Consider the following 23,477-nt stretch of genomic DNA (forward strand, 5'->3'; position numbering starts at 1 on the left):
TTAATGTTAAAATGAAAATATCCCCCACAAAATTGTGAGACAGCTTATGCCTTTATCCATAGACGAACAATTATTACCGCACCGCAATGCCATCGACAGCATCGATGCGGAAATCCTCCGTTTGCTCAATGAGCGAGCTGGTCATGCGCATGCTATCGGAGAATTGAAAGGGACAGGCGCGGTGTACCGTCCTGAACGGGAAGTGGCCGTTTTGCGCCGGATTCAGGATTTGAACCACGGCCCTTTGCCGGATGAATCGGTCACCCGGCTGTTTCGCGAGATTATGAGCGAATGTTTGGCGGTGGAGCGTCCGCTGACGATTGCCTATTTGGGCCCGAAGGGAACATTTACCCAGCAAGCTGCCATCAAACATTTCGGCCACGCCGCACACACCATGGCGTGTACCACCATCGACAACTGCTTCAAACAAGTTGAAACGCGCCAAGCCGATTATTTGGTGGCACCGGTAGAAAATTCGACCGAAGGTTCGGTGGGCCGAACTTTGGACTTGCTGGCCGTAACCGCGTTAAAAGCCTGCGGCGAAGTGGTTGTCCGCATTCATCACAACCTGTTGCGTAAAGACAGCCACGAAATCGGCGGCATTACCAAAGTTTTCGCCCATGCCCAAGCCTTGGCGCAATGCAACGACTGGCTCGGCCGCAATCTGCCCAATGCCGAACGTATCGCCGTAGCCAGCAATGCCGAAGCAGCGCGTTTGGTTGCTGAATCTGACAGCCCGAATGTAGCCGCCATTGCTGGACGTATCGCCGCGGAAATTTATCAGTTGAGCTTTGCCGCCGAGTGTATCGAAGACGAACCGAACAACACCACGCGCTTCTTAGTGATGGGCCATCAAGAAACCGGCCGCAGCGGCAACGATAAAACCTCTTTGGTCGTCTCCGCACCCAACCGTGCCGGTGCCGTTACTTCGTTGTTGCAACCTTTTACCGAATTAGGCATTTCCATGACCAAATTTGAAAGCCGCCCAAGCAAATCGGTTTTGTGGGAATACCTGTTCTTCATCGATATCGAAGGTCACCAAAGCGATGAAAATGTCCAAAAAGCCTTGCAGCTTTTGGGCGAACGCGCTTCCTTCGTGAAAGTTGTCGGCTCTTATCCGACCGTTGTTTTGTAAGGATTATTGGGTATCAAAGGCCGTCTGAAAAGTTTTCAGACGGCCTAAATTATGTTCTCAATAGTTGCCATTTATGCAACATTATTGGCAGATTGATGTCAGTAAGTTTGCATGATTGGAAATGAACACTCTATAATCCGAACGTTTTTAATATTTTCATGCAAAGAAAGGAGCAAGTCATGACACGCAATACTTCAATCCGCTCAATCACATTCTTTGCAGCCCAAGCGTCGGTCTGACTTTCGGATAACGCTTTTCGCATTCCATGTCGCCCGCTTCGGGCTGCTTTCCCTACGATTATCGGCTAGAAACCATGCCGTCTGAACATTTCACAGACGATGGATATTTATTGCCATCTGTTGTCGGTTTCTATCCGTTTTAAAGAAAGCATAAACACATGGGCAATTATCCCCATCATATTCAAATTATTGCCGATTCAAATACATGGATTGAAGGCAACGCTGTCGCACAGCTCAAAACCACCGCCCGATTACCGCATATGCTGCGCGTTGCCGGAATGCCGGATTTACACGCAGGGCGCGGTTATCCGGTTGGCGCGGCATTTTTCAGCGACCGTCATTTTTATCCTGCCCTGATTGGGAACGACATCGGTTGCGGCATGGCGTTTTGGCAGACCGATTTACGCGCAGCCAAACTCAAACCGGCCAAACTCGCCAAACAGCTGGGCAATATCGATACGCCGTTGGACAAAGACGAACAGGTTGATTTGTTAGGCGACGCTGTCGATACGCGCCAATTTTCAGACGGCCTTGCCGTAGGTACGATTGGCGGCGGCAACCATTTTGCCGAGTTGCAAACCGTTGATACAGTTTATCGCGCCGATTTGCTTCCGCCTGATTTTGATGAAAACCATCTGCAACTGTTGGTGCATAGCGGTTCGCGCGGATTGGGCCAGCAGATTTTGCAACGCCATATTGCCGCCTTTGGACATCAAGGTTTGGCGGAAGAGGGCGAAGCGGCGGCAGCCTATTTTGCCGAACACCAAGCAGCCCTTGAATTTGCCAGCCTTAACCGCCGTTTGATTGCGGCCAGAATGCTTGACCGTTGGCGTGCAGAAGGAACATGCCTGCTCGATGTCCACCATAATTTTTTGGAGCAAACCGAGATTGACGGCATAACCGGTTGGCTGCACCGAAAAGGTGCAACGCCCACCGATAAAGGCTTAGTCATGATACCGGGCTCGCGCGGCGATTACAGCTATCTGGTCCGACCTGCCGAAGATTGCCAAATTTCGTTGAACACCTTGGCTCACGGCGCAGGTCGGAAGTGGCAGCGCGGCGAATGCAAAGGCAGGCTGTCGCACAAATATACTGCCGACAGCCTGCGTCAGACCGAGTTTGGCAGCGTAGTCGTTTGTCAGGATAAGGCCCTGATTTTTGAAGAAGCGCCACAGGCTTATAAAAGTATTGACAGCGTTATTGCCGCCATGAAAAACGCAGGTTTGATTGAATTGGTCGCGCGGTTCAAGCCTGTTTTGACTTATAAAACCGGCGGCGAGTGTGGGGCGTAAAGATGAAACAGAATACACCAGTGATTTATCTGCAAATTTCCACTGCGCAAGGGCCGGCAGAGTGCCGTATATTTGCCCGTTTCGTCTTGGGCAAGCTGCTTGCCGAAGCCCAAGCAAAAGACATTGATGCCGAACTTGTTACCGAAACCGCCGATAAGCACGGCATTTTGTCGGCAACGCTCAAATTGGAAGGGCAGCAAGCCGAAAGCTTGGCGCAAACTTGGCAGGGGACGCTCCAATGGATATGTCCTAGCCCTGTCCGTCCGAAACATCCGCGTAAAAATTGGTATATAGGCGTTTTTCGCTTGCCCGATATGCCGCAGATGTATGAGATGCCGTCTGAAAACGGAATCGAGTTTCAAACCTGCCGCTCAGGTGGCAAGGGCGGGCAACACGTCAATAAAACCGAAAGCGCCGTCCGCGCCACCCATAAAGAAAGCGGCATTTCCGTGCGGGTCGAGAGCGAACGCAGCCAGCACGCCAATAAAAAATTGGCGGTCATGTTATTGGCGCAAAAGCTGGCGGAGCATCATGCCGGACAAGCTGGAAGTTTTGCGCAGGAGCAGCACGCGCAACTCTATCAAGTTGAGCGCGGCAATCCGAAAAGGACGTTTGTCGGAGCTGTTTTTAAGGAGAAGTAATTTATCTGCCGGATAAACAGGCATAGTGAAAACATAAATCAAAGGCCGTCTGAAAACGTTCAGACGGCCTTTTATCGTTTTATCGATTAGCGTTCGCTTAACGCTTGTTTCATGCGCGTGATCGGTTTGATCAGGTATTGGAAGATGGTTTTTTCGCCGGTTTTGATGTCCACCGTTGCAACCATGCCCGGAATAATCGGCATAGGTTTGCCGTTTTTGTCTTTCAGGGAGTTGTTTTCGGTTTGGACGAGAACACGGTAATAGACTTGGTTCGGGTCGAGTTTCAAGTCATTGGCACGGTTTTGCATGGAATTGCTGACGGTATCTGCACCAACGAGGGTAACTTTGCCTTCCAAACCGCCGTAGATGGAGTAGTCGTAGGCACTGACTTTAACCAATGCAGGTTGGCCTGTGCGGATAAAGGCGATGTCTTGCGGGCGGATATAGGCTTCGACCAGCAGTTTGTCGTCAACCGGGACGATTTGCATGATGTCTTCGCCTGCGTTCACAACGCCACCGATGGTGGTGACTTTTATGCCTTTGACGATGCCGCGCATAGGTGCGCGGATTTGCGAGCGTTCAACCGGGTCGGCACGCATGGCAACGTTTTCTTTGGATTGCGCCAGCTCGGATTCGGCTTGCAAAAGTTCGTTGTTGGCATCAGCTTTGTAGCGGTTGCGGCGCTCGGAAATTTGGGTGGCCAAGTCGGCAGACTCACGGCGCATTCTTAAAAGTTCGACTTCGGAAACCACGCCTTCGGCAACCATGGGGGCGGTAATGGTGATTTCGCGGTCAAGTGCGGCCTTGCTTTGGGAAAGGCCGCTGACGGCGTCGGTCATGGCTTGACGGCGTGCTTTGTAGGCGGCGATTTCGCGATGGCGAAGCTCGGGACCCACGCTGTCAGGGAAGGAGAGCTTGGTGCCGTAGGCTTCGGCTTTCAGGCGGGCAACAGTGGCTTCGAGGTTTTCGACTTTGGCTTCGCTTTCACGCAAAACGGCGGAGCTGCGCGTGTCGTCGAGTTTCATCAGAATCTGATCTTTCTCGACCATATCGCCTTCTTTAACCATGATTTCGGTTACGATGCCGGGGTCGAGGCTTTGAATCACTTGCTCACGGCTGCTGGGAATGATATTGCCATTGCCGCGGGTCACTTCTTCGACCGGGCTGTTGTAAGCCCAAATAACGAAGACAACCAGGAAAATGAAGAAAAGGATGATGACCCAAAATTGACCGCTGTGTTTTTCTTTTTGAAGGGCGGCGTTGAGGTCGTTGATGAGATGTAGGTCTTTGGATTTGACGTTGTTTTCGCGGCTCATAATCGTGTGTCTTTATTGTGTTTGGTGGATTTTAACCATTAGGGCAGGCCGTCTGAAAGGGTAAGTAGGTTTTCAGACGGCCTTTTGCTTTATTGTGCTGCCGATTGAGGGGCGGCGGCTTGTTGTTGCTGTTTGGCGTTGACAGCTTGTTGCTGTTGTTTGACGTTGGCTGCTTTGGCCTGTTCGTTTTGCATGAGTTTTTGCAATACCAGGTCGCGCGGGCCGTCCATCACGACTTTACCATTGTCCATCACAATGATGCGGTTGACGATTTGCAGTACTTGCGGACGGTGGGTTACCAAAAGCATGGTGCGGTTGCGACCCCATTGGGCGATGGCATTGAGCGCCATGCGTTCGGTAGCCTGGTCCAGGCTGGTGGTCGGCTCGTCCAGCAGGACGACTTTCGGATTGCGCAAGGTCATGCGTGCTAGGGCGATGATTTGTTTTTGACCGCCGGACAAGCCCAAGCCGTCTTCACCCAAAGGCATATCCAAACCGCGCGGATGGTTGCGGATGATTTTGTCAAGGCCGAAGCGGTTGAGCGCAATCAGCAGGTCTTGGTCGGTAGAATAACTGCCGGTACGCGCCAAGTCCATGTTTTCGCGCAATGTACCAAGGAACAGGCGTGGCGATTGGCTCAACAGTAGGACTTGGTCGCGCAGGAAGTTGGGGTCAAGCTGGCGCATATCGACGCCGTCAAGGGTAACGTTGCCTTTTTCGGTATCGTACAGGCCGCTGGCCAGTTTGAGCATGGTGCTTTTACCGCTGCCGATACGGCCCAAAATACCGACTTTTTCACCCGGTTTGATGGTCAGGCGCAAATCTTCGACGGCGCTGTTGTTGTCGGCTTGATATTTGAACGATACGTTTTCAAAGGTAATGCTGCCTTGAACGTTGTCCAAAGTAATGTATTTGCGTTCCGGATTGCGCTCGATAGGGCGGGTAACGATGTCGTTTACGCCTTTGAGGGCAAGTTTGGCCTGTTGGAAGCGGGTGGCCAAACCAGCGATTTGTGCCAACGGCGCCAAGGCGCGGCCGGACAGAATCACGGAGGCAATCAAAGCACCCATGGTAATTCGTTCCGCATGGTTGTCGGCATGAATTAGATAGGTACCGACAACGACCAAAAAGACAGTATTGAGCTGCTGCATGGCAACGGCGAAGTTGACCATGAAGTTGCTGGTGTCCTTGACTTTGATGGAAGAAGCAGAAGTTTTGGCGGTGTATTCATCCCAACGTTGTTGCGCCCAAGATGTGGCGTTGTTGGTTTTCAGGGTTTCGATGCCTTCGATGGCTTCAACGGCAAGGCCGGAGCGTTGCGAACCTTCTTTCATTGATTCGTTGATGTGGCGAGAGAGCGGGCGTTGTACGACAAAACCGACAATCACGACAATCGGAATGATGGTTAGGGGAACGAGTGCCAGTTTGCCGCCGACCATGGAAATTACGAAGATAAATAGCAACAGGAAAGGCAAGTCGACAATGGTCAACAAGCTGGCACTGGTCATGAACTCGCGCACGGCTTCAAATTCGCGCAGGTTGCTGGCGTATGAACCGGAAGATGCAGGACGGTCTGCCAGACGCAATGCCATCACGCGGCGGAACAGGGCGGAACTGATGATCAGGTCGGCTTTTTTGCCGGCAATATCGGTCAAGTGGCCGCGAATCATCTTGGCGGCAAACTCAAACAAAATCGCCAAGACCACGCCGATACTCAATACCCACAAGGTTTCATAGGCTTGGTTGGGAATCACGCGGTCGTACACGTTCATCACATATAGGGAGCTGACGAGTGCAAGGAAGTTAATGATGATGGTGGCCAAGATGACTTGGTAGTAGTAGCTGCGGAAGCGCCAAATGACTTTCCAAAACCATGCTTTGGGCAAATGGTATTCAGGCAGCTCCGAGCGCATATCGGTAGCCATTTTGGGTTTGATAAACCAGCAGTAGCCCAAATACAGGCCGGAGAGCTGCTCGTGGCTGAGTTCTTGTTCCAAACCGTCAACCTGGCGGATATGGTATTTGCGCTCTTGGCCGGAGCCTTCGATTTGGGTGATGACCGCTGCTTCTTCGTTGTGCAGGATAATCATGACCGGCACGGCGAGCGAGGGGATGTCTTCCAGATTGCGTTTGGATAAGGTGTTTTCAAAGCCGTGGCTGCGCAGGACTTCGACCAGTGAGTGATAGTTGACCTTGAGCTTTTTGTCGCGCACGACTTCGGCGGACAAAGCGGCTTCGGATACGGGCGCACCCAAAAGGCGGGTCACTAAAACGATGTGTTCAATGATGGCTTTCATATTTTTTCGCGTAATGTTTTTGGTTTAACCGGCGGATATGGCTTTATTTTTGCGCCAAACCGACCCAAGCGGAGATTTTGGCCTGGGTATTTAAATAGTCGAGTGCCGCATCGCGGAAATCGTTGCGTGCGGCAACGTAATCCTGTTCGATGGAGGATAACTCGCTGTATGCGCTCAAAACGTCGGTCAGCGTACGTCGGGCGATTTTAAACTGCAATTCGTACACTTTGATGACTTCTTTTTGGGCGGCGATGTGTTGCGCCGTCAGCGCGGTACGCTGTTCGCTTTCCTGCATATCGATGGCGGAAGTTTGAACGCGTTCGTTCATGTCGCGCAGGATTTGTTCGGACTTGGCTTCTGCGGCAATCAATGATTTGGCATTGCGTTCCACATTGTGTCGTGCGGCAATATCCAGCACATTCCATGCAACGTTTAAATAAAGCTGTCTGGTGTTGCGCGTTGCACTGCCTTCCAAATTGAGGGCAGGCAGGCGTTCGGCTTTGGAAGCGTCCAAATCGGCACGGACGCTGTCGCGCTCGGCCAATTGCGCCTGATAGGACGGATTATTATTGCGGTTGGGGTTGTTGAAGCGTTCGCTGATGGATTTTGCTGTGTCGTTTTTAAACGGATCTTCCAAATCGTTGGCGGTCAGTTGGCGCGAGGTATAGCGGGACAGGCGGCTCAGGGCCAAATCCATGGTGCGGCGTTGTTGGGCAATGATGTTTGCCACTTGTAGTTGGCGCGCGCGCGCTTCAATCAGCTCGGAACGGCGGCCGGCATCATATTTGACGATGGTGTCCAAGTCTTTTAAGAGGTTGTTGTGGCGCGCCAAAGTCTGTTCGTTGAGAATCAGGGTTTCTTTTGCACGCAATGCGCTCAGGTAGAGGCGGCCGATATCACTGCCCAGCTGCTCTTGGCTTTCGGTGTATTTGTGTTGATAGTATTCTTCGCGGCTGCGGTCGCGGCGGACGGCGGCTTCAATCGCACCCCATGAGTAGATGTTTACGCTGCCGCGCACGCCGATACCGTCATCCATGTCGTTGCTGTTGTATTTATTGTGTTGCGCCAGCACTTTCGTGCCGGTCAGGGTAACGACAGGATAATGGCGCGCACGCGTGGCTTTGGTTGTACTTTGCGCTGCTTCTTGAGTGGCTTTGGCTTCACGCACAATCGGGTCGCTGATTAAAGCGTCCCTGAGGATGTCTTGCAGGCTGTATGCAGAGGCCGTCTGAAACGGTAGCAGACAGCAGGCGACGGCAATGGCCGATGACAAGAAACGGGGCTTTGTGGGGAAAGAATAAATATGCGACATGATTTTTAACCAAATGATTTATATATTATCGTTGTCTGTATCGGGTATCGCCTGAGGCATGACCGGGCGAATTTTGAACGAGAACACATACATTTACAAAGCATAAAGCATTTTTTCCAGCTTTTCACAATATTCTGATAAAAGGTCGAGATACATGCCTTAAAGTATATTATTGCAGAGCGCGACTATCGTATCTAATGATTTTAATGTAAAAAATCTATCAAAAAGGCCGTCTGAAAGGATTTCAGACGGCCTTTTTTCAACCTTAATCCTTACGTTGCAATACAGCGGCAAAGAAGCCGTCGGTTTGGTGTTCTCCGGAGTTGAGGCGCAGGTATTTTCCGGTATCCAAATCGACCTTTAGGCTTTGCAGAAGTTCGGCACAGTTGACGAGTTCAAATTCGGGGTGTTCGGACAGGAAACGTTCGACCTGCTGCTCGTTTTCTTCCGGCAACACGCTGCAGGTGGCGTACACCAAGCGGCCTTGCGGTTTCACCAGTTTGGAGGCGGCATTGAGGATGTTGTGTTGCTGTTCCAAAAGGTTGGCCACGGTTTCGGCGGATTGGCGGTATTTGAGGTCGGGATTGCGGCGCAGCGTGCCTAAGCCGGAGCAGGGCGCGTCCACCAATACGCGGTCGGCTTTGCCTGCCAGTCGGGCTATACGGGTATCGTGTTCGCTGCTGATGCGTTCGGGGTGGATGTTGGTCAGTCCGGCGCGGGTCATGCGCGGTTTGAGGTTGGCAAGGCGTTTTTCGGCGATGTCGAAGGCGTAGATTCTGCCTTTGTTGGCCATTTGTGCGCCGACAGCCAAAGTTTTACCGCCGGCGCCGGCACAGAAATCGACAATGATTTCGCCGCGTTTTGCGCCCACCAATAAGGCAAGCAGCTGGCTGCCTTCGTCTTGGACTTCCAACGTGCCGTCCAAAAACAGCTCATGTTTGTTAAGCGCGATTTTGTTTTTCAGGCGGATGCCCCAAGGCGAATAAGGTGTTGCCTCCGCATCGGCACTTTCGGCTTGCAACAATGGCAATACTTTGTCGCGTTTGCCTTTTAAGGTATTGACGCGGATGTCAAGCGGGGCAGGTTGGTTGATGCTGCGGCCGAAGGCGAGGATTTCTTCTTCGCTCCAATGCTGTTGCAGTTGTTCCACCAGCCATTGCGGCAATTCTGCGGCGGTATTCAGGCCGTCTGAAAACTCGGTTTTACGGGCTTTCAAATTGCCGAGAAACTCTGTTTCTTCTTCATCAAGCAAGTCTTTGATTTGGCTGATGTTGGTGCTTCTGCCGAGAATCAGTGCGGCGAGAGCGGCTTTACGCGGCTGCGCGTGCGGACGGCGCAGGGCGGTACTGATTTTTTGATAGTGGCGCAGCGCGGCAAAGGCGGTTTCGGCGATTTCGTGGCGGTCTTGGCGGCCGAGCTTTTTGTGTTCGCGGAAATAGGCAGAGAGGACGGCATCGGAAGGCTGTTTGAAAGTCAGCATTTCAGCCAAAACTTTGGCGGTATGGTCAAGTTGTGCGGCGTTCATAATGTAATGGGTTCTCTTAAAGTTAGTAAATGGTTTCAGACGGCCTTCATGATGCGTTCGATTTCGTGCCAAAAGCCGTCCGGCCGTAATTCCAAAACAGCAATCAAGCCTTGGTCGATACGGCGGATTTCGGTTTCGTTCAATGTTTCGGTTTCGGCGACACGCGCAGGTGCAAGGTAGGCCATACGGTCGAGCAGATGGTAGCGGGCTTCTTGGCGTTCAAACTTATATTCCGCCCAGTCTTGTATATAGACGCCGCGCCAGCCGTATGGATTAAGTGGCGGCTCAAAAGCATGGAAACCTTGTGGAAAAAATCCGATGCCGCGCACGATAGAAACGGGGAGCGGATTTTCAGGCAGACCTTGTGCGGCTAAGGTTGCTTTGCCTTGCGGCGTATGCAGCAGCTGGGATTGCTGCACCAGTTTGGCGGTTTTGTCCGTCAGCGTGTCTTTAGGGTTGAGGCCGCGCAGGTTTTGCGCTTGGTCTCCGCCGTAGTATTTACACGCCAGCTCGATATGGTAGGGCTGTTGGTTGAGGGAAACGACAAAATCCGCGGCGCCTAAGGTTTGGCCGTCTGAAAAAACGGGCAGATTGTATGCGTGCAGTTTGGCGTGCGGCGCGTTGGCAAACCAGAAAGCCAGCAGCTCTTCGGCATAAATGCCGAGACGGTGTCCGAATGGGGCGCGTTGGGCGAGGTAATCCTTCAGCAGCGTGGGATCGGCATCCAATGCCAAAAGGTAACGGAAACCGTGTTCCCCCAATAGTTCGCGCACGCTCAATTCGCAGCCGCTTTGCCACAAAGGCGGCGCAGTCAGCAGCGAGGCGAGGTCACGGACGGGTTGGCTGGTGAGTTTCCACCATAATGCGTCTAGGGCGTAATTCATGCTTATCCGAATATCAGTCATGCTGTCTGAAAAAGCTTGTAATGTTTTCAGACGGCCTTAAATCAGTCTTTTTTATGGATACGGTGGCTGACGGTATTGAAAAAACCGCGCAGGATGTCGATGTCTTCGGTTTGCGTGTTGGCGCGTCCGAACAGGCTCTGCATACGGCGCATCAGGCGCTCGCCGTTGCGGCGGTTGAAAAAGCCGATGTCGTTCATCACGCTTTCCATGTGGGCGACCATGCCTTTGATTTGCTCATGGGTCGCAGCGTGGTCTTCCTGTTGAAGATGGGTCATGGGCGAATCGGTTTGGCTGAAGATTTCGTAGCACACGACCTGCACGGCTTGGGCGAGGTTGAGCGAGAAATAGTCGGGATTGCCGTTGATGGTCATCAGTCGGTTGCAGGCTTGGACTTCTTCGATGCTCAAGCCGAAAGTCTCGTTGCCGAAAACCAGCGCCACTTTCTCGCCTCGGTTGGCGGCCTGCAGTAATTCGGGCACCAAATCGCGCGGGGTTTGCAGCGGCGCGGTGATTTCGCGGCGGCGACTGGTCAGGGCGCAGGCGATGGTGGTGTCGGCAAGGGCTTCGTCCAAAGAGGCAGCAATGGTGGCATTTTCCAAAACGTCTGCCGCACCGGAAGCGAGGATGAAACTTTCTTCCGGTAATTTAAACGATTGCGGATGCTCCGGATCGAATACGGGCGGATTTTCCGTCATCGGAGTTGCCATCAGATTGGGGGCGACGATGGTCAGTTTGTGCAGGCCCATTGTTTTCATGGCGCGGGCGGCGGAGCCGATATTGGCGGGATGGCTGGTGCGCGTGAGGATGATGCGGATGTTGTCCAGATAAGCGGGCAGGGCGGGTTTTTCGGAAGTCATGTTTTGTTTTCTGTTTGTACGGGAATCAGGTATAATGCGCCATCTTTTTGTTTTCAGACGGCCTTTTTCCATGCCGTCTGAAATGTTCTTTAACAGCATCGGAAACGATTAACAGCCTCTTGTGTGCCTTGTTTGGCGCATTAGGGCGTATTTTACCTGAATTAGAAAGAAAACCATGAATCCGTTTTTAAATACCGCTTTCAAAGCCGCCCGTAAAGCAGGGCAAATGATGATTCGCGCCGCCGGCAATCTGGATGCCGTCAAAGTAGACAGCAAAGCATTCAACGACTTCGTTTCCGATGTTGACCGCAGCTCCGAGATGATTTTGGTGGACGCGCTCAAAGAGGCCTATCCTCACCACAAAATCACTTGCGAAGAAGGCGGCTCCCACGGTAAAGCCACCGCCGAGTACGAATGGATTATCGATCCGCTCGACGGCACAACCAACTTCCTCCACGGCCATCCTCAATACGCCATCTCTATGGCTCTTTTGCACAAAGGCGTGTTGCAAGAAGCTTTGGTGTACGCACCTGAGCGCAACGACGTATACATGGCTTCCCGCGGCAAAGGCGCGTTGCTCAACGACCGCCGCATCCGCGTTTCCAACCGCATCGAATTGAACCGCTGCCTGATCGGTACCGGTTTCCCTGTTGTCGATCAAAGCATGATGGACAAGTATTTGGCGATTTTGAAAGATTTCTTGGCCAAAACCGCCGGCGGCCGTCGTGAAGGCGCGGCTTCTTTGGATTTGTGTGCCGTTGCGGCCGGCCGTTTGGACGGTTTCTTCGAGTTCAACCTCAAACCTTGGGATATTGCAGCCGGTGCATTGATTGTCCAAGAAGCAGGCGGTATCGTTACCGATATGTCCGGTGATGAAGGCTGGTTGGAAAGCGGCGATATCGTTGCGGCCAATCCTAAAGTATTGGCGCAAATGCTGAAAATTATTTCTGAACACCAATAAGCGTTTGTAGGGAACGGTCTGTATTTATCGTGGCAGGCCGGATTCTCAACAATCGGTAAAAGGCCGTCTGAAACCTGAAATAGGGTTTCAGACGGCCTTTTGTTTTGTTGTTAACGGGTTCGGATAAAAGCTGAAATACGGCTTTTAAAGGAAGCGTTTTTAATTTTGTCTGTATTTTCTATTGCTTCGCAGTTATGATGTGGATACGTTTGGCTGAAATAATGCCGCGTGCAATCATAAAAATAGAAAGCAGAGGAGAATAATGAAACGAAATTTTGAAGCAGTAAAACGCATTGTCATTAAGATTGGAACCAGTTCTTTGGTGTTGCCAAATGGCAAAATCAATTTGGCAAAAATCGACCAACTGGCCTTTGTCATTTCCAGCTTGGTCAGTAAGGGCAAAGAAATTGTGCTGGTGTCTTCCGGCGCGATGGGCTTTGGGCTGAATGTCCTCAACATGGAAAAACGTCCGGCGGAAATGGCGCAGCAGCAGGCTGTTTCCAGCGTCGGCCAAGTGGCCATGATGAGCCTTTATTCGCAGATTTTTTCCCATTATCGGATGACGGTATCGCAAATCCTGCTGACGCGTGATGTGGTCGAATATCCGGAAAGTTTGGCAAACGTTACCAATGCTTTTGAATCCCTGCTTTCCATCGGCGTCATCCCTATTGTCAATGAGAACGATGCGGTCAGCGTGGACGAGATGGACCATGCGACCAAATTTGGCGATAACGACCGTTTGTCGGCAGTCGTGGCGAAAATCGTTAAAGCCGATTTGCTGATTATGTTGTCCGATATAGACGGTTTGTTTGATAAAAATCCGGCTGTTCACGCCGATGCCAAGCTGCGCAGCCATGTGGCTGATATTACCGAAGAAATTATTGCTTCTGCCGGCGGATCGGGCAGTAAGTTTGGTACGGGCGGCATGCTCAGTAAGATTAAGAGCGCGCAGATGATGTTTGAACATCACGGCCAGATGGTGTTGATGAACAGCGCCAATCCGCGCGATATTCTTCAGGTTTTAGATGGCGTGCCTATCGGAACGTGGTTTGCACAAGAGAAATAGGGAGGTTTGATGAGCTATATCGAACAGTTGGGCAAGAATGCCCAAAAAGCCAGTAAAACGTTGATCAGCTTGGGAAGCATGGAAAAAAACAATCTGCTGCGTCAGGTTGCAACGGCGTTGGTTGAACAGACTGAGATGATTTTGGCGGAAAATGCCCGCGATTTGGCCGCTGCAAAAGAAAACGGCATTTCGGACATTATGCTCGACAGGCTGCGTTTGAATCACGAACGCATTAAAGGCATTGCGGAAGGCGTTGGGCAGGTTGCCGATTTGCAGGACCCGATTGGGCAGGTTGTCCGCGGCTATACCAATTTGGACGGTTTGAAGATTGTTCAAAAACGCGTGCCTTTGGGCGTGGTCGCCATGATTTTTGAAAGCCGCCCCAATGTTTCGGTCGATGCGTTTTCTCTGGCCTTTAAAACCGGCAATGCCATTATTTTGCGCGGCGGTCGCGATGCCATTTATTCCAATACCGCATTGATTGCCGTGATCAGGCAGACTTTGGTAAAAGCGGGAATGGATGCCGATGTAGTGCAGCTGGTTGAAGATACCAGTCATGCTGCTGCCGAGGAATTGATGCAGGCAGTTGATTATATTGATGTACTGATTCCGCGCGGTGGCGCGCGCTTGATTCAGACGGTGAAAGAGAAATCGAAAGTCCCCGTCATTGAAACCGGAGTCGGTAATTGCCATATTTATGTGGATGACAGTGCCGATTTGGAGATGGCGGTCGATATCGTCGTCAATGCGAAAACGCAGCGTCCGAGCGTGTGCAATGCTGCGGAGTCTTTGGTTGTCCACGAAAAGATAGCGGAAGCGTTTTTGCCCAAACTGGAAGAAGCAGTTGCCAAAGTGCATCCGGTCGAATTTAGAGCCGATCAAGAAGCATTGCGTATGTTTAAAAATGCTGTTTTGGCGACCGAGGAAGATTACAGTACCGAGTTTCTTGACTATATTATGTCGGTCAAAATAGTGAAATCAGTGGAAGAAGCCGTTGATTGGATTAACGGCCATACGACGCATCATTCGGAAGCGATTGTGACCCAAAGCATTGCCCATGCCGAGTTTTTCCAAGAAAGCATTGATGCGGCGGCGGTTTATGTCAATGCGTCCACTCGGTTTACCGACGGCTTTGTGTTCGGATTGGGCGCAGAAATCGGGATTTCCACCCAAAAAATGCACGCCCGCGGCCCGATGGGTTTGGAAGCGCTGACTTCGACCAAGTTCTACATCAACGGCAACGGTCAGATCCGACGTTGATAAACGCCCCTCAACTTCATCAATTTGCGTATAATGGCGGGAAATTTGATTTTTCCCGAACAACCGATTTAGTAAAAAGGAACACACCATGTCCTCTATCCACGATCAAATCAAAGAAGTCGTTACCACACACCGCGTCGTATTGTTCATGAAAGGCACGAAGCAATTCCCGCAATGCGGCTTCTCTTCCCGTGCCGTACAAATCCTGAATGCGGCAGGTTGCACCGACTATGTAACCGTCAACGTATTGGAAAACGATGCCGTACGCCAAGGCATTAAAGAATACAGCGACTGGCCGACCATTCCTCAACTGTACGTTAACGGCGAATTTGTCGGCGGCTCCGACATTTTGATGGAAATGTACGAAGCCGGCGAATTGCAAGAATTGTTGAAAGCTTAAGCATTTTAAATATTCACGCAATGTAAAATTGTTGACAAAGGCCGTCTGAAACCCTGATTCAGACGGCCTTTCGCATGAATACGCACTTTGCGCGCCATGCGAAAAAAAGTATAATCCCCCTCCATCAACGCAATTCGGAAAATCAACATGAACGTTACCGTTATCAACCACCCTTTAGTCCGCCACAAACTCACGCTGATGCGTGAAGCGGATTGCAGCACTTACAAATTCCGCACGCTTACCACCGAGTTGGCACGTCTGATGGCATATGAAGCCAGCCGTGACTTTGAAATTGAAAAATATATTATTGACGGCTGGTGCGGCTCTATCGAAGGCGACCGCATCAAAGGCAAAACGCTGACCGTCGTCCCGATTTTGCGTGCCGGTTTGGGTATGCTCGACGGCGTACTCGACCTGATTCCGACTGCCAAAATCAGCGTTGTCGGATTGCAGCGCGATGAAGAAACTTTGAAACCGGTTTCTTATTTTGAAAAATTTGTCGACAGCATGGACGAACGTCCCGCGCTGATTATCGACCCGATGTTGGCGACCGGCGGCTCTATGGTTGCCACCATCGACCTTTTGAAAGCCAAAGGTTGCCGTAACATCAAAGCATTGGTATTGGTTGCCGCGCCGGAAGGCGTGAAAGCTGTCAACGAAGCGCATCCTGATGTAACCATTTACACTGCCGCGCTCGACAGCCACTTGAACGAACACGGCTACATCATTCCCGGTTTGGGCGATGCCGGCGATAAGATTTTCGGTACACGTTAATTGAAATGTTTAAGGCCGTCTGAAAAGTGTCAAACCTAAACTTTCAGACGGCCTTGTTATATGGTTTGCTTTAAAACCCACATCAGAAAGGACAATCATGAGCTTCCAAGACAATCTGGCCGCCATGCCTGCCATCGATCATTTAAGCGGCTTGGATATTCTCGACAAAGAGGGCAATGTGGTTCATCACATTCCCAATGCACCCGGCAAACAAGGCTCGCTCAAGCTTTACCATGCTTTGGCGCAAGAGTTTGACGGCAAGCTGGACGCAGCGGCGGCGGAACGCGGCCTGGCCTGGTTTGCCGAACATGTTGCCGATGCCGAAGTCAATCCGGGCAAACATCCGAATATTGATTTGCTGTTTAAAGTGAGGGCTGAAAATGCCAGCCTGACTTTGAAACCATTGGCTGCTTAATGAATACAAAAAAGGCCGTCTGAAAACAATTTTCAGACGGCCTTTTTATATGCTTTAAGACTTAAGCGATAGAAGCTTCAACGAATGCAGTCAGTTGGCCTTTAGCCAATGCACCGACTTTAGTGGCAACGTTTTCGCCGTTTTTGAACACCATCAGGGTAGGGATGCCGCGAACGCCGAATTTGGCAGGAGTGGCTTCATTGTCGTCGATGTTGATTTTAACGACTTTCAGACGGCCTTGGAATTCGGAGGCAATGTCGTCCAAGATTGGGGCAATCATTTTGCAAGGGCCGCACCATGGTGCCCAGAAGTCCAGCAATACAGGTACGTCGGATTTCAAAACGTCTTGTTCAAAGCTGGCATCGCTGGCGTGGATAATCAATTCGCTGCTCATGTTTGTTTCCTTTTGAATCGAGATTAAAAATATGTTGTTCAGAATAGTGGCAGACAGGGAAAATTTCAAGTGCCGCCACTAGGTAATAGTTTTTTTGAAATGCGCCTATCGTAATCCTTAAAGATTCAGACGGCCTCTTGAACCATGTGGCCGGAGTGGGCAATCAAATGGCGCGTGTAGTCGCTGGCCGGATTGGCAAACACGCTTTCGCATTCGCCCTCTTCAACGACTTGACCGTCTTTCAATACCATTACGCGGTGGGAAATGGCGCGGATGACGGCGAGGTCGTGGCTGATGATGATGAAGGCGAGACCGTATTCTTTTTGCAGGCCGCTGAGCAATTCAAGGATTTGTTGCTGCCATTGGACATCGAGCGCACTGGTTGGTTCGTCCAATACGAGGATTTTCGGGCGGACAATGATGGCGCGTGCGATGGCGAGGCGTTGGCGTTGGCCGCCGGAGAATGCGTGCGGATAGCGTTCGAGTGCGTCTTTGGGCAGACCGACTTGTTTGAGGACTTCTTGAACGCGGCGGCGCATTTCTTCGCGCGGCATTTCAGGTTCGTGCACGCGTAAGGCTTCGGAAACGGTATCGAAGACGTTCATGCGCGGATTGAATGCGCCGAACGGGTCTTGGAACACCATTTGGATTTCGCGGCGCAATTCATGTCGCCATGGCTCGCCGTTGATGTTCAGGCTGCCTTCGGAATCGATAAGGTGCATAACGGCTTTGGCCAGCGTGGTTTTGCCGCAGCCACTTTCGCCGATGATGCCCAATGTTTCGCCGGATTTGAGGTCGAAAGAAACGGGGTTGAGAATGGTTTTGTCGCGTTTTTTAAACCAGCCGTCTGATTCTTTGACGGAAAAGGCGATTTGTTCGGCCTTAAGGACGGTGGCAGGGTTTTCAGGCAATGGAGCCACTCGGCGCGTTGTGCCGGCGTTGAGCAGCATTTTGGTGTATTCGTGTTGCGGATTGGCGAAGACTTCGGCTGCTTTGCCGGTTTCAAGGATGCGGCCGTTACGCATAACGGCGACATCGTCGGCAAAACGGCGCACGAGGTTTAAGTCGTGCGTAATGTAGAGCATGGTCATGCCGTGTTCTTCCTGCAGGCGTGAGAGCAGGTCGAGGATTTGGGCTTGAACGGCAACATCTAATGCGGTGGTCGGTTCGTCGGCAATCAGGAGCTTGGGTTGGGCGGATACGGCCATGGCAATCATGGCACGCTGGCGTTGGCCGCCGGAAAGTTGGAACGGATAAGCCTGGGCTTTTTGCTCGGGCTGGTGGATGCCGGTTTCGTCTAGAAGTTCGATGGCGCGTGCCCATGCCTGTTTTTTATCCAAACCCAAATGCAGGGTCAGGACTTCGGCGATTTGTTCGCCGACGCGCATCACGGGGTTGAGGGCGGTCATGGGTTCTTGAAACACCATGCCGATTTCGCGGCCGCGCAGTTTTTGCAGGGCGCGTTCGGGCTGGGTCAGCAGGTCGGTTCCGCAATATTTCAGACGGCCTTCAAAGCTAACCATCGGGTTGAGGCGCATGATGCCTTGCGACAATACGGTTTTGCCGCTGCCGCTCTCGCCGACCAATGCCAGCTTGCGGCCGGGTTGCAAGGTCAGGTTGATATTGTGCAGGACTTGCTTGCTCGGAAAGGAGCCGTTTAGGTTTTCGATTTCGAGTATAGGTGTCGTCATGGTCGTGGCCGTCTGAAAAGGTTTGTGGAATACAGGTTGTTTTCAGACGGCCTGCATGAATCAAGAGGCCGTCTGAAACAGCGGTTTAGTCTTGAAACTGTTCTTTGAGTTTGCGTTTTAACACTTTGCCGGTGGCATTGCGTGGCAGCTCGTCTTGGAAGATGATTTGTTTGGGGATTTTAAAGTTTGCCAACAGGCCGCGCAGGTGGCTGCGGACTTCGGCTTCTTCCAGCTTCATGCCTTCTTTGAGTTGGATAAAGGCAATGATTTCTTCATCGGCGTATTGGTCTTTCACACCGATGACGGCGGCGGCTTCCACGGCATCGAGTTTGTAAATGGCTTCTTCGATTTCGCGCGGATAGACGTTTTGGCCTTTGGAGATAATCAGGTCTTTTTTGCGGTCGACGATAAAGATGAAGCCGTCTTCGTCTATGGTGACGAAGTCGCCGGTTTTCAGCCAACCGTTGACGATGGTTTCATCTGTGGCGTCAGGCATATTGAGGTAGCCTTGCATGACCGATCCGCCTTTGATGATGAGTTCGCCCACTTCGCCGCGCGGCACTTCGACCAATTCGTCATCGACGGCCTTCACGGTCAGGCCGGGCAGGGCGACGCCGACGCTGGCGGTTTTTTGGCGTTCGGGCGTATTGACGGCCACGACGGGCGAGCATTCGCTCAAGCCGTAGCCTTCCAGCAATTTGGCACGCGGGAATTTGGCTTTGAAGTCGTCAATGGTTTGTCCGGCCAGAGGCGCACCGCCGCTGATAAACAGACGGACGCGGTTGAACCATCTGAAATACCAAGGAATTTTGGCTTTGCTCATGGCAGTGTAAATAGCCGGTACGCCGAGGAAAATGGTAGCGCGTTTGAGCAAAACCTGTTTCAACACGTTGGAGAACGGGAAGACGGATTTGACCAAAATAATCGAGCAGGCTTGAGATATCGGCAGCAAAACCATGGCGGTCAGCGTAAAGCTGTGGAACATGGGCAAGAAGACGACGAAGCGGTCTTTTTGCGAAATTTGGAAAATTTGTTCGATGCCCGAAAGATTGGAAAACAGGTTGCTGTAACTGATTAATGCGCCTTTGGGGTGGCCGGTTGTGCCGGAGGTGTAGATAATGTGCGCCAAATCGTTGACGGACGGCTGACGGCTCAGATTCGGCTTGCCGGGGAATGTACGCGCGGCATCGAAATAGCTGTCATCGCCACTGGCGGCGTTGGTTTCACCAATCCAGATGATTTTATTGACTTTGGTTTTGGCTTTAATGTTTTTGAGTTCTTTGGCCAACGGTGCGGAGGCGAACATAAAGCGTGCGCCGCAGTCATTGAGGATGTAGGAAAATTCTTCGCTTTTCAAAAAGACGTTGAGTGGGACGGCTACCGCGCCGATAGAGGTAATGGCGAAATAGGCGGCAATAAATTCGGGAGAGTTGGAAACGACAAGGGCAACCCTGTCGCCATATTGTACGCCTTGGTGTTGCAGATAGGCGGCGACGGTTTCTACTTCACGTTTGAGGGAGGAATAGCTGATTTTTTCTTTGTCGTTGAAAATGACCGTGCCTTTACCGTTTTTTTGGCAGGCTGCAGTCAGCATAGCGTAAAAATTAGGGTGGGTGTGCATTTCGGAGTTTGTGTCCATATTGTGTCGATTGATGTACGGTTTCGATGAACCGTTTATTTCGAAGGATAGGTTTTACATCCTATCGGTAAAATAAGCAAGAGGCCGTCTGAAAATACTTTCAGACGGCCTTGAGTTTTGTTGGGCTTAGGAAAGCAATATTTTGAATTTAAACTTATTTATTGTGTTGATGGGAAAATTCCCATTCTTCAAAAGTCTGCCGTTCGGAAGATAGCGCAAGCCGATTGCGTTTCTGTCTCAAGCCATTTCGAGTTTACCGTTGAGTTTGAGGCAGAATCCTGATGACGGATTGGCAGAGCCAATGTTTAGAGACTTTGAGACCTAGCCATTGTTCAGACGGCCATCGGGTACTTTCTTAAACAGGCGATAGAAATTGTCGCTGGTGTTTTGTGCCAATGTTTCCAAGCTCTCGCCGCGCAGATTGGCTAAGAACTCAGCCGTATAGCGGACGTAGGACGGCTCGTTTTGTTTGCCGCGTTTGGGAACCGGCGCGAGGAAGGGCGCATCGGTTTCTACCAAGATTCTATCGGCAGGGACGTATTTGGCGGCTTCCTGAATCAGCGGCGCATTTTTAAACGTCACAATGCCGGAGAAGGAGATGTACATGCCTAAATCCAAAGCAGCTTTGGCAAAGGCGACGTCTTCAGAGAAGCAGTGAATCACGCCGGAATTAGTGTGGCACTCTTTCAAAATCCGCAACGTGTCTTCGGCCGCATCGCGCGTGTGGACGATAACGGGCAGGCTGCTTTCGTTGGCGGCTTGGATATGGTCGGCAAAGCGTTGATGTTGCCATGACAAATCGCCTTTGCACCAGTAATAGTCCAAACCGGTTTCGCCGATACCGACGATTTTGGGGTGTTTGGCCGCTTCTACCATTTCGGCAATGGTAAATTCTTCCGCTTCTTGGCTGTCGGGATGTATGCCGATGGTGCAGTAAATGTAGTCGTTTGCCTGAGCAATGTCGAAGACTTCGGCAAAACTTTGTTTGCTGACGCTGATGGCAAGCGCCTGTTTGACGCTTTGCGCTTCCATATTGGCAAAGACTTCGGGTAGGCGGTCTTTTAAGCCGTCAAAGTTGAGATGGCAATGTGAATCGATTAAATACATAGTATTATAGGGTAAAAGTAGTGCGGTCGCTGCGCAGGCGCGGACCAAGTTCGGCTTCGATCAGGTTTTTTGCCTGTAGGCAGCTTTCGTGTTCGGAGAATGCAAGGCCTACGCCTTTGGGACGGTGGGCTGAAGTGCGCGCCGGATTGATCCAAACAACTTTGGTTGGCAGGAAGCGTTTGGGATAGTCGGCGATTTCTACGGCCAAGAGGATGTCTTCGCCTAGGGAGAACACGTCATCTGTCGGTACGAACAGGCCGCCGTGTTCTAAAAACGGCATATAGCAGTTGTACAACAGATTGGGGTCTTTGAGTTGCAAGGCCAACATCTTCGCCGGAATGTCTTTTTTATTCATCATTTATTACCTGTTAGGGTTTGTTTTGCCAAAAATCTAAATATTCGATAAGCAGATACTCAAGCTGCATTTTAACACTCAAGGTATGGTATCCGTAAGGGTTGAGCGCGTTCAGACGGCCCAATAGGGCAAACAGCTTGCGTGAATCGGTTTTAGAGGCCGTCTGAAGCAGGGCTTGGGCATGGTGCGGATAATAAAGCGGCGCCATATTTTGTTGTGCCAAGCCGACATCCATCAGCCACTTTTGCAGCCAGTCGATGAAAACGGCCAGCGGTTGCTTTTGTTTGTCGAACGCGGCGGCATAGTCAAGTATGGCCAACAGGCGCGGGGCGGCCAGCAGCGTCAGTAACTCTTCACGCAATGCGTCCAATTCGGGAGTCGGTGTGAATAAAGGCGCGCCACTGTGGAATGCCAACAAGGCTTCTGCATTTTCTACGCCCTGTTGGCGCAGGTATGCCGCAGCCTGCTCATGGGTAGGCGAGGGCAGCACCATCTGGCGGCAACGGCTTTTGATGGTAGGCAGGAGTTTGTCGCGCGCATGGGTAACGAGTAGGAAAACGACGTGTTGCGGCGGCTCTTCCAGAGCTTTCAACAAGCCGTTTGCAGCCTGTGTATTCATGCTTTCTGCCGGGTGTACCAATACCACGCGCAGGCCGCCACGGACAGCGGTCAGGTAAATGTTTTCCACAATATCGCGCACGGCATCGATTTTGATTTGCAGGAGTTTGCGTCCTGTTGCCTCGCCTTCGGGAATTTCCGGCGTGAGTTCGTAAAAGTCGGGATGGGTGTTTTGGCTGAACAAATGGCACGAAGCGCATTCGCCGCATGGCTCATGGCCGGACTTGGGCGATTCGCACAGCAATGCCTGCGCGACAAAGCGGGCAAACTCGGTTTTGCCGGTATTTTCTTTGCCGGTAAACAGCCAGGCGTTGGGACGGTTTTGCCAATGGGCGGCGAGCTGTTGCCATTGGGTTTCATGCCATGGGTAAATCATATCGTTTGGGAACTATTAGGTAGGTAGTTATTATACTCTCAGGCCGTCTGAAAAAGGTTTCAGACGGCCTTTAATAAACTGCCTAAAAATTAATCAAATATTTTTTTACTTTGAAATATCAATTATTAAGCTTACTTATTAACAGCCTTTGCACACGCTTGTTTGGGGAAAATGTGCATTTTGTTTGGGAGTAAAGTTGTGCTTAAAATTTAGGCAGATGTGTTTTTTAATGTTAAATCAGACAGTAATCTGATTTATGCACAAGCTGTCCACGCGATTGAACAGTGAAAATGTGCATGGTGGGGATATATTTCAGACGGCCTTATTTGCTGATTTTCAATAAAGCGGTCAAATCCCCGATAAATTTTGGTTCCCGTTTGATGAGGTAAACAATCAACGGAAGATTACCCACGGCAACAATCAAATACAGCAGCGTGATGCTGTCAAACAACATCAGCAAAACCGCGCTCAAAATGGCGGCCGACACCATAAATATGCCGTTGATGATGTTGTTGGCAGCAACAGCGTGGGCGCGGAAGGTTTCGCTGCTGGCAGTTTGCAGCCAAGTGTAGAGCGGTACGGAGAAGAAACCGCCGAAAAAGCCGATGGCCGACATCACGAGCATAATCGGATACGCCTTTGCTTGCGATAAAAACCAAATAATGCCGTTTAATTCGGTAAAGCGTTGGCCTTGGGTCAGCCACACCAGCAATAATCCACAGACCGTCAGCCCCAGCGTGCCGATGGTAACCAAGCCCAAAATCAGGCGCTCATGGCTGAGTTTGGCGCATAATCCCGAGCCGATGGCGATGCCGATGGAGAACAGCGCCAACATCAGGTTGAACACATTATCGTTGCCGCCCAAATGGATTTGCGTGAACGTTGGCAGTTGGGTGGTATAA

General features: G+C 51.2%; 21 protein-coding genes and 1 pseudogene. 9 read left to right on the top strand and 13 right to left on the bottom strand.

The annotated features are described in order from the left end of the window. Positions 1-46 precede the first annotated feature (46 nt). From pheA to prfH, 3 genes are all read left to right on the top strand, one after another. The gene (gene pheA / locus HMPREF3022_RS00145) at positions 47-1,135 is read left to right on the top strand and encodes a prephenate dehydratase (RefSeq protein ID WP_049333206.1); all 1,089 of its coding nucleotides are present in this window, start codon (positions 47-49) and stop codon (positions 1,133-1,135) included. A gap of 397 nt (positions 1,136-1,532) precedes the next feature. Next, entirely contained in the window at positions 1,533-2,666 is a 1,134-nt protein-coding gene (locus tag HMPREF3022_RS00150; RefSeq protein ID WP_049333208.1) for an RNA ligase RtcB family protein, read from the top strand. A gap of 2 nt (positions 2,667-2,668) precedes the next feature. After that, positions 2,669-3,307: a peptide chain release factor H gene (gene prfH, locus HMPREF3022_RS00155; protein ID WP_053091039.1), complete on the top strand. Its 639-nt coding sequence runs from the start codon at positions 2,669-2,671 to the stop codon at positions 3,305-3,307. 86 nt (positions 3,308-3,393) lie between these two features. Here the strand turns inward: prfH and HMPREF3022_RS00160 are convergent, their stop codons facing one another. The 6 genes from HMPREF3022_RS00160 to HMPREF3022_RS00185 form a co-directional block, all read right to left on the bottom strand. Continuing rightward, positions 3,394-4,623, bottom strand: a complete 1,230-nt coding sequence (locus HMPREF3022_RS00160) for an HlyD family type I secretion periplasmic adaptor subunit (RefSeq protein ID WP_049333210.1) — start codon at positions 4,621-4,623, stop codon at positions 3,394-3,396. Positions 4,624-4,712: 89 nt separating this feature from the next. After that, positions 4,713-6,920 (bottom strand): type I secretion system permease/ATPase, encoded by a 2,208-nt coding sequence (locus tag HMPREF3022_RS00165; protein ID WP_049333212.1) that lies wholly within the window; start codon positions 6,918-6,920, stop codon positions 4,713-4,715. 43 nt (positions 6,921-6,963) lie between these two features. After that, positions 6,964-8,193, bottom strand: coding sequence for a TolC family protein (locus tag HMPREF3022_RS00170; protein WP_070765028.1), 1,230 nt, complete (start codon positions 8,191-8,193; stop codon positions 6,964-6,966). A gap of 304 nt (positions 8,194-8,497) precedes the next feature. Continuing rightward, complete coding sequence (locus HMPREF3022_RS00175; protein WP_070764929.1) at positions 8,498-9,757, bottom strand: RsmB/NOP family class I SAM-dependent RNA methyltransferase; 1,260 nt, start codon at positions 9,755-9,757, stop codon at positions 8,498-8,500. A gap of 35 nt (positions 9,758-9,792) precedes the next feature. Further along, positions 9,793-10,641, bottom strand: a complete 849-nt coding sequence (locus HMPREF3022_RS00180) for a DUF1853 family protein (protein WP_210399646.1) — start codon at positions 10,639-10,641, stop codon at positions 9,793-9,795. Positions 10,642-10,703: 62 nt separating this feature from the next. Beyond that, a complete protein-coding gene (locus HMPREF3022_RS00185; protein ID WP_049335615.1) occupies positions 10,704-11,519 on the bottom strand; it encodes an RNA methyltransferase in 816 nt (271 codons plus the stop codon). Positions 11,520-11,694: 175 nt separating this feature from the next. On the opposite strand from HMPREF3022_RS00185, the gene HMPREF3022_RS00190 reads away from it, so the two are divergent. The 6 genes from HMPREF3022_RS00190 (at position 11,695) to HMPREF3022_RS00215 (ending at position 16,395) form a co-directional block, all read left to right on the top strand. After that, on the top strand, positions 11,695-12,480 hold the full coding sequence (locus HMPREF3022_RS00190) for an inositol monophosphatase family protein (protein WP_070764931.1): 786 nt from the start codon (positions 11,695-11,697) through the stop codon (positions 12,478-12,480). 262 nt (positions 12,481-12,742) lie between these two features. Further along, complete coding sequence (proB, locus tag HMPREF3022_RS00195) at positions 12,743-13,546, top strand: glutamate 5-kinase (RefSeq protein ID WP_070764932.1); 804 nt, start codon at positions 12,743-12,745, stop codon at positions 13,544-13,546. A 9-nt stretch (positions 13,547-13,555) separates the two neighbouring features. Continuing rightward, the gene (locus tag HMPREF3022_RS00200; protein WP_070764933.1) at positions 13,556-14,806 is read left to right on the top strand and encodes a glutamate-5-semialdehyde dehydrogenase; all 1,251 of its coding nucleotides are present in this window, start codon (positions 13,556-13,558) and stop codon (positions 14,804-14,806) included. Positions 14,807-14,894: 88 nt separating this feature from the next. Beyond that, positions 14,895-15,206, top strand: coding sequence for a Grx4 family monothiol glutaredoxin (grxD, locus tag HMPREF3022_RS00205; RefSeq protein WP_003681608.1), 312 nt, complete (start codon positions 14,895-14,897; stop codon positions 15,204-15,206). A gap of 147 nt (positions 15,207-15,353) precedes the next feature. Next, the gene (gene upp, locus HMPREF3022_RS00210) at positions 15,354-15,980 is read left to right on the top strand and encodes a uracil phosphoribosyltransferase (protein ID WP_003746048.1); all 627 of its coding nucleotides are present in this window, start codon (positions 15,354-15,356) and stop codon (positions 15,978-15,980) included. A gap of 97 nt (positions 15,981-16,077) precedes the next feature. Beyond that, positions 16,078-16,395: a DUF2322 family protein gene (locus HMPREF3022_RS00215; RefSeq protein WP_070764934.1), complete on the top strand. Its 318-nt coding sequence runs from the start codon at positions 16,078-16,080 to the stop codon at positions 16,393-16,395. Positions 16,396-16,456: 61 nt separating this feature from the next. On the opposite strand, the gene trxA is transcribed toward HMPREF3022_RS00215, so the two are convergent. The 7 genes and pseudogenes from trxA to HMPREF3022_RS00250 form a co-directional block, all read right to left on the bottom strand. Further along, positions 16,457-16,789 carry a thioredoxin TrxA gene (gene trxA, locus HMPREF3022_RS00220; protein ID WP_003681479.1) on the bottom strand — a complete coding sequence of 111 codons (333 nt, stop codon included), beginning with the start codon at positions 16,787-16,789 and terminating at the stop codon, positions 16,457-16,459. Positions 16,790-16,914: 125 nt separating this feature from the next. Beyond that, a complete protein-coding gene (locus HMPREF3022_RS00225; RefSeq protein WP_070764935.1) occupies positions 16,915-18,480 on the bottom strand; it encodes an ABC transporter ATP-binding protein in 1,566 nt (521 codons plus the stop codon). Between the two features lie 85 nt (positions 18,481-18,565). Next, on the bottom strand, positions 18,566-20,119 hold the full coding sequence (locus HMPREF3022_RS00230) for a fatty acid--CoA ligase (RefSeq protein WP_070764936.1): 1,554 nt from the start codon (positions 20,117-20,119) through the stop codon (positions 18,566-18,568). A gap of 321 nt (positions 20,120-20,440) precedes the next feature. Continuing rightward, entirely contained in the window at positions 20,441-21,226 is a 786-nt protein-coding gene (locus tag HMPREF3022_RS00235) for a TatD family hydrolase (protein ID WP_049333232.1), read from the bottom strand. A 4-nt stretch (positions 21,227-21,230) separates the two neighbouring features. Continuing rightward, entirely contained in the window at positions 21,231-21,584 is a 354-nt protein-coding gene (locus HMPREF3022_RS00240) for a PilZ domain-containing protein (RefSeq protein ID WP_003682949.1), read from the bottom strand. A 10-nt stretch (positions 21,585-21,594) separates the two neighbouring features. Continuing rightward, a complete protein-coding gene (locus HMPREF3022_RS00245; RefSeq protein WP_070764937.1) occupies positions 21,595-22,575 on the bottom strand; it encodes a DNA polymerase III subunit delta' in 981 nt (326 codons plus the stop codon). Positions 22,576-22,897: 322 nt separating this feature from the next. After that, positions 22,898-23,477: pseudogene (locus tag HMPREF3022_RS00250) on the bottom strand (MFS transporter); the annotation flags it as partial.

Origin of the sequence: Neisseria sp. HMSC065C04, assembly GCF_001815375.1 — a bacterium.
Classification (GTDB): domain Bacteria; phylum Pseudomonadota; class Gammaproteobacteria; order Burkholderiales; family Neisseriaceae; genus Neisseria; species Neisseria flavescens_D.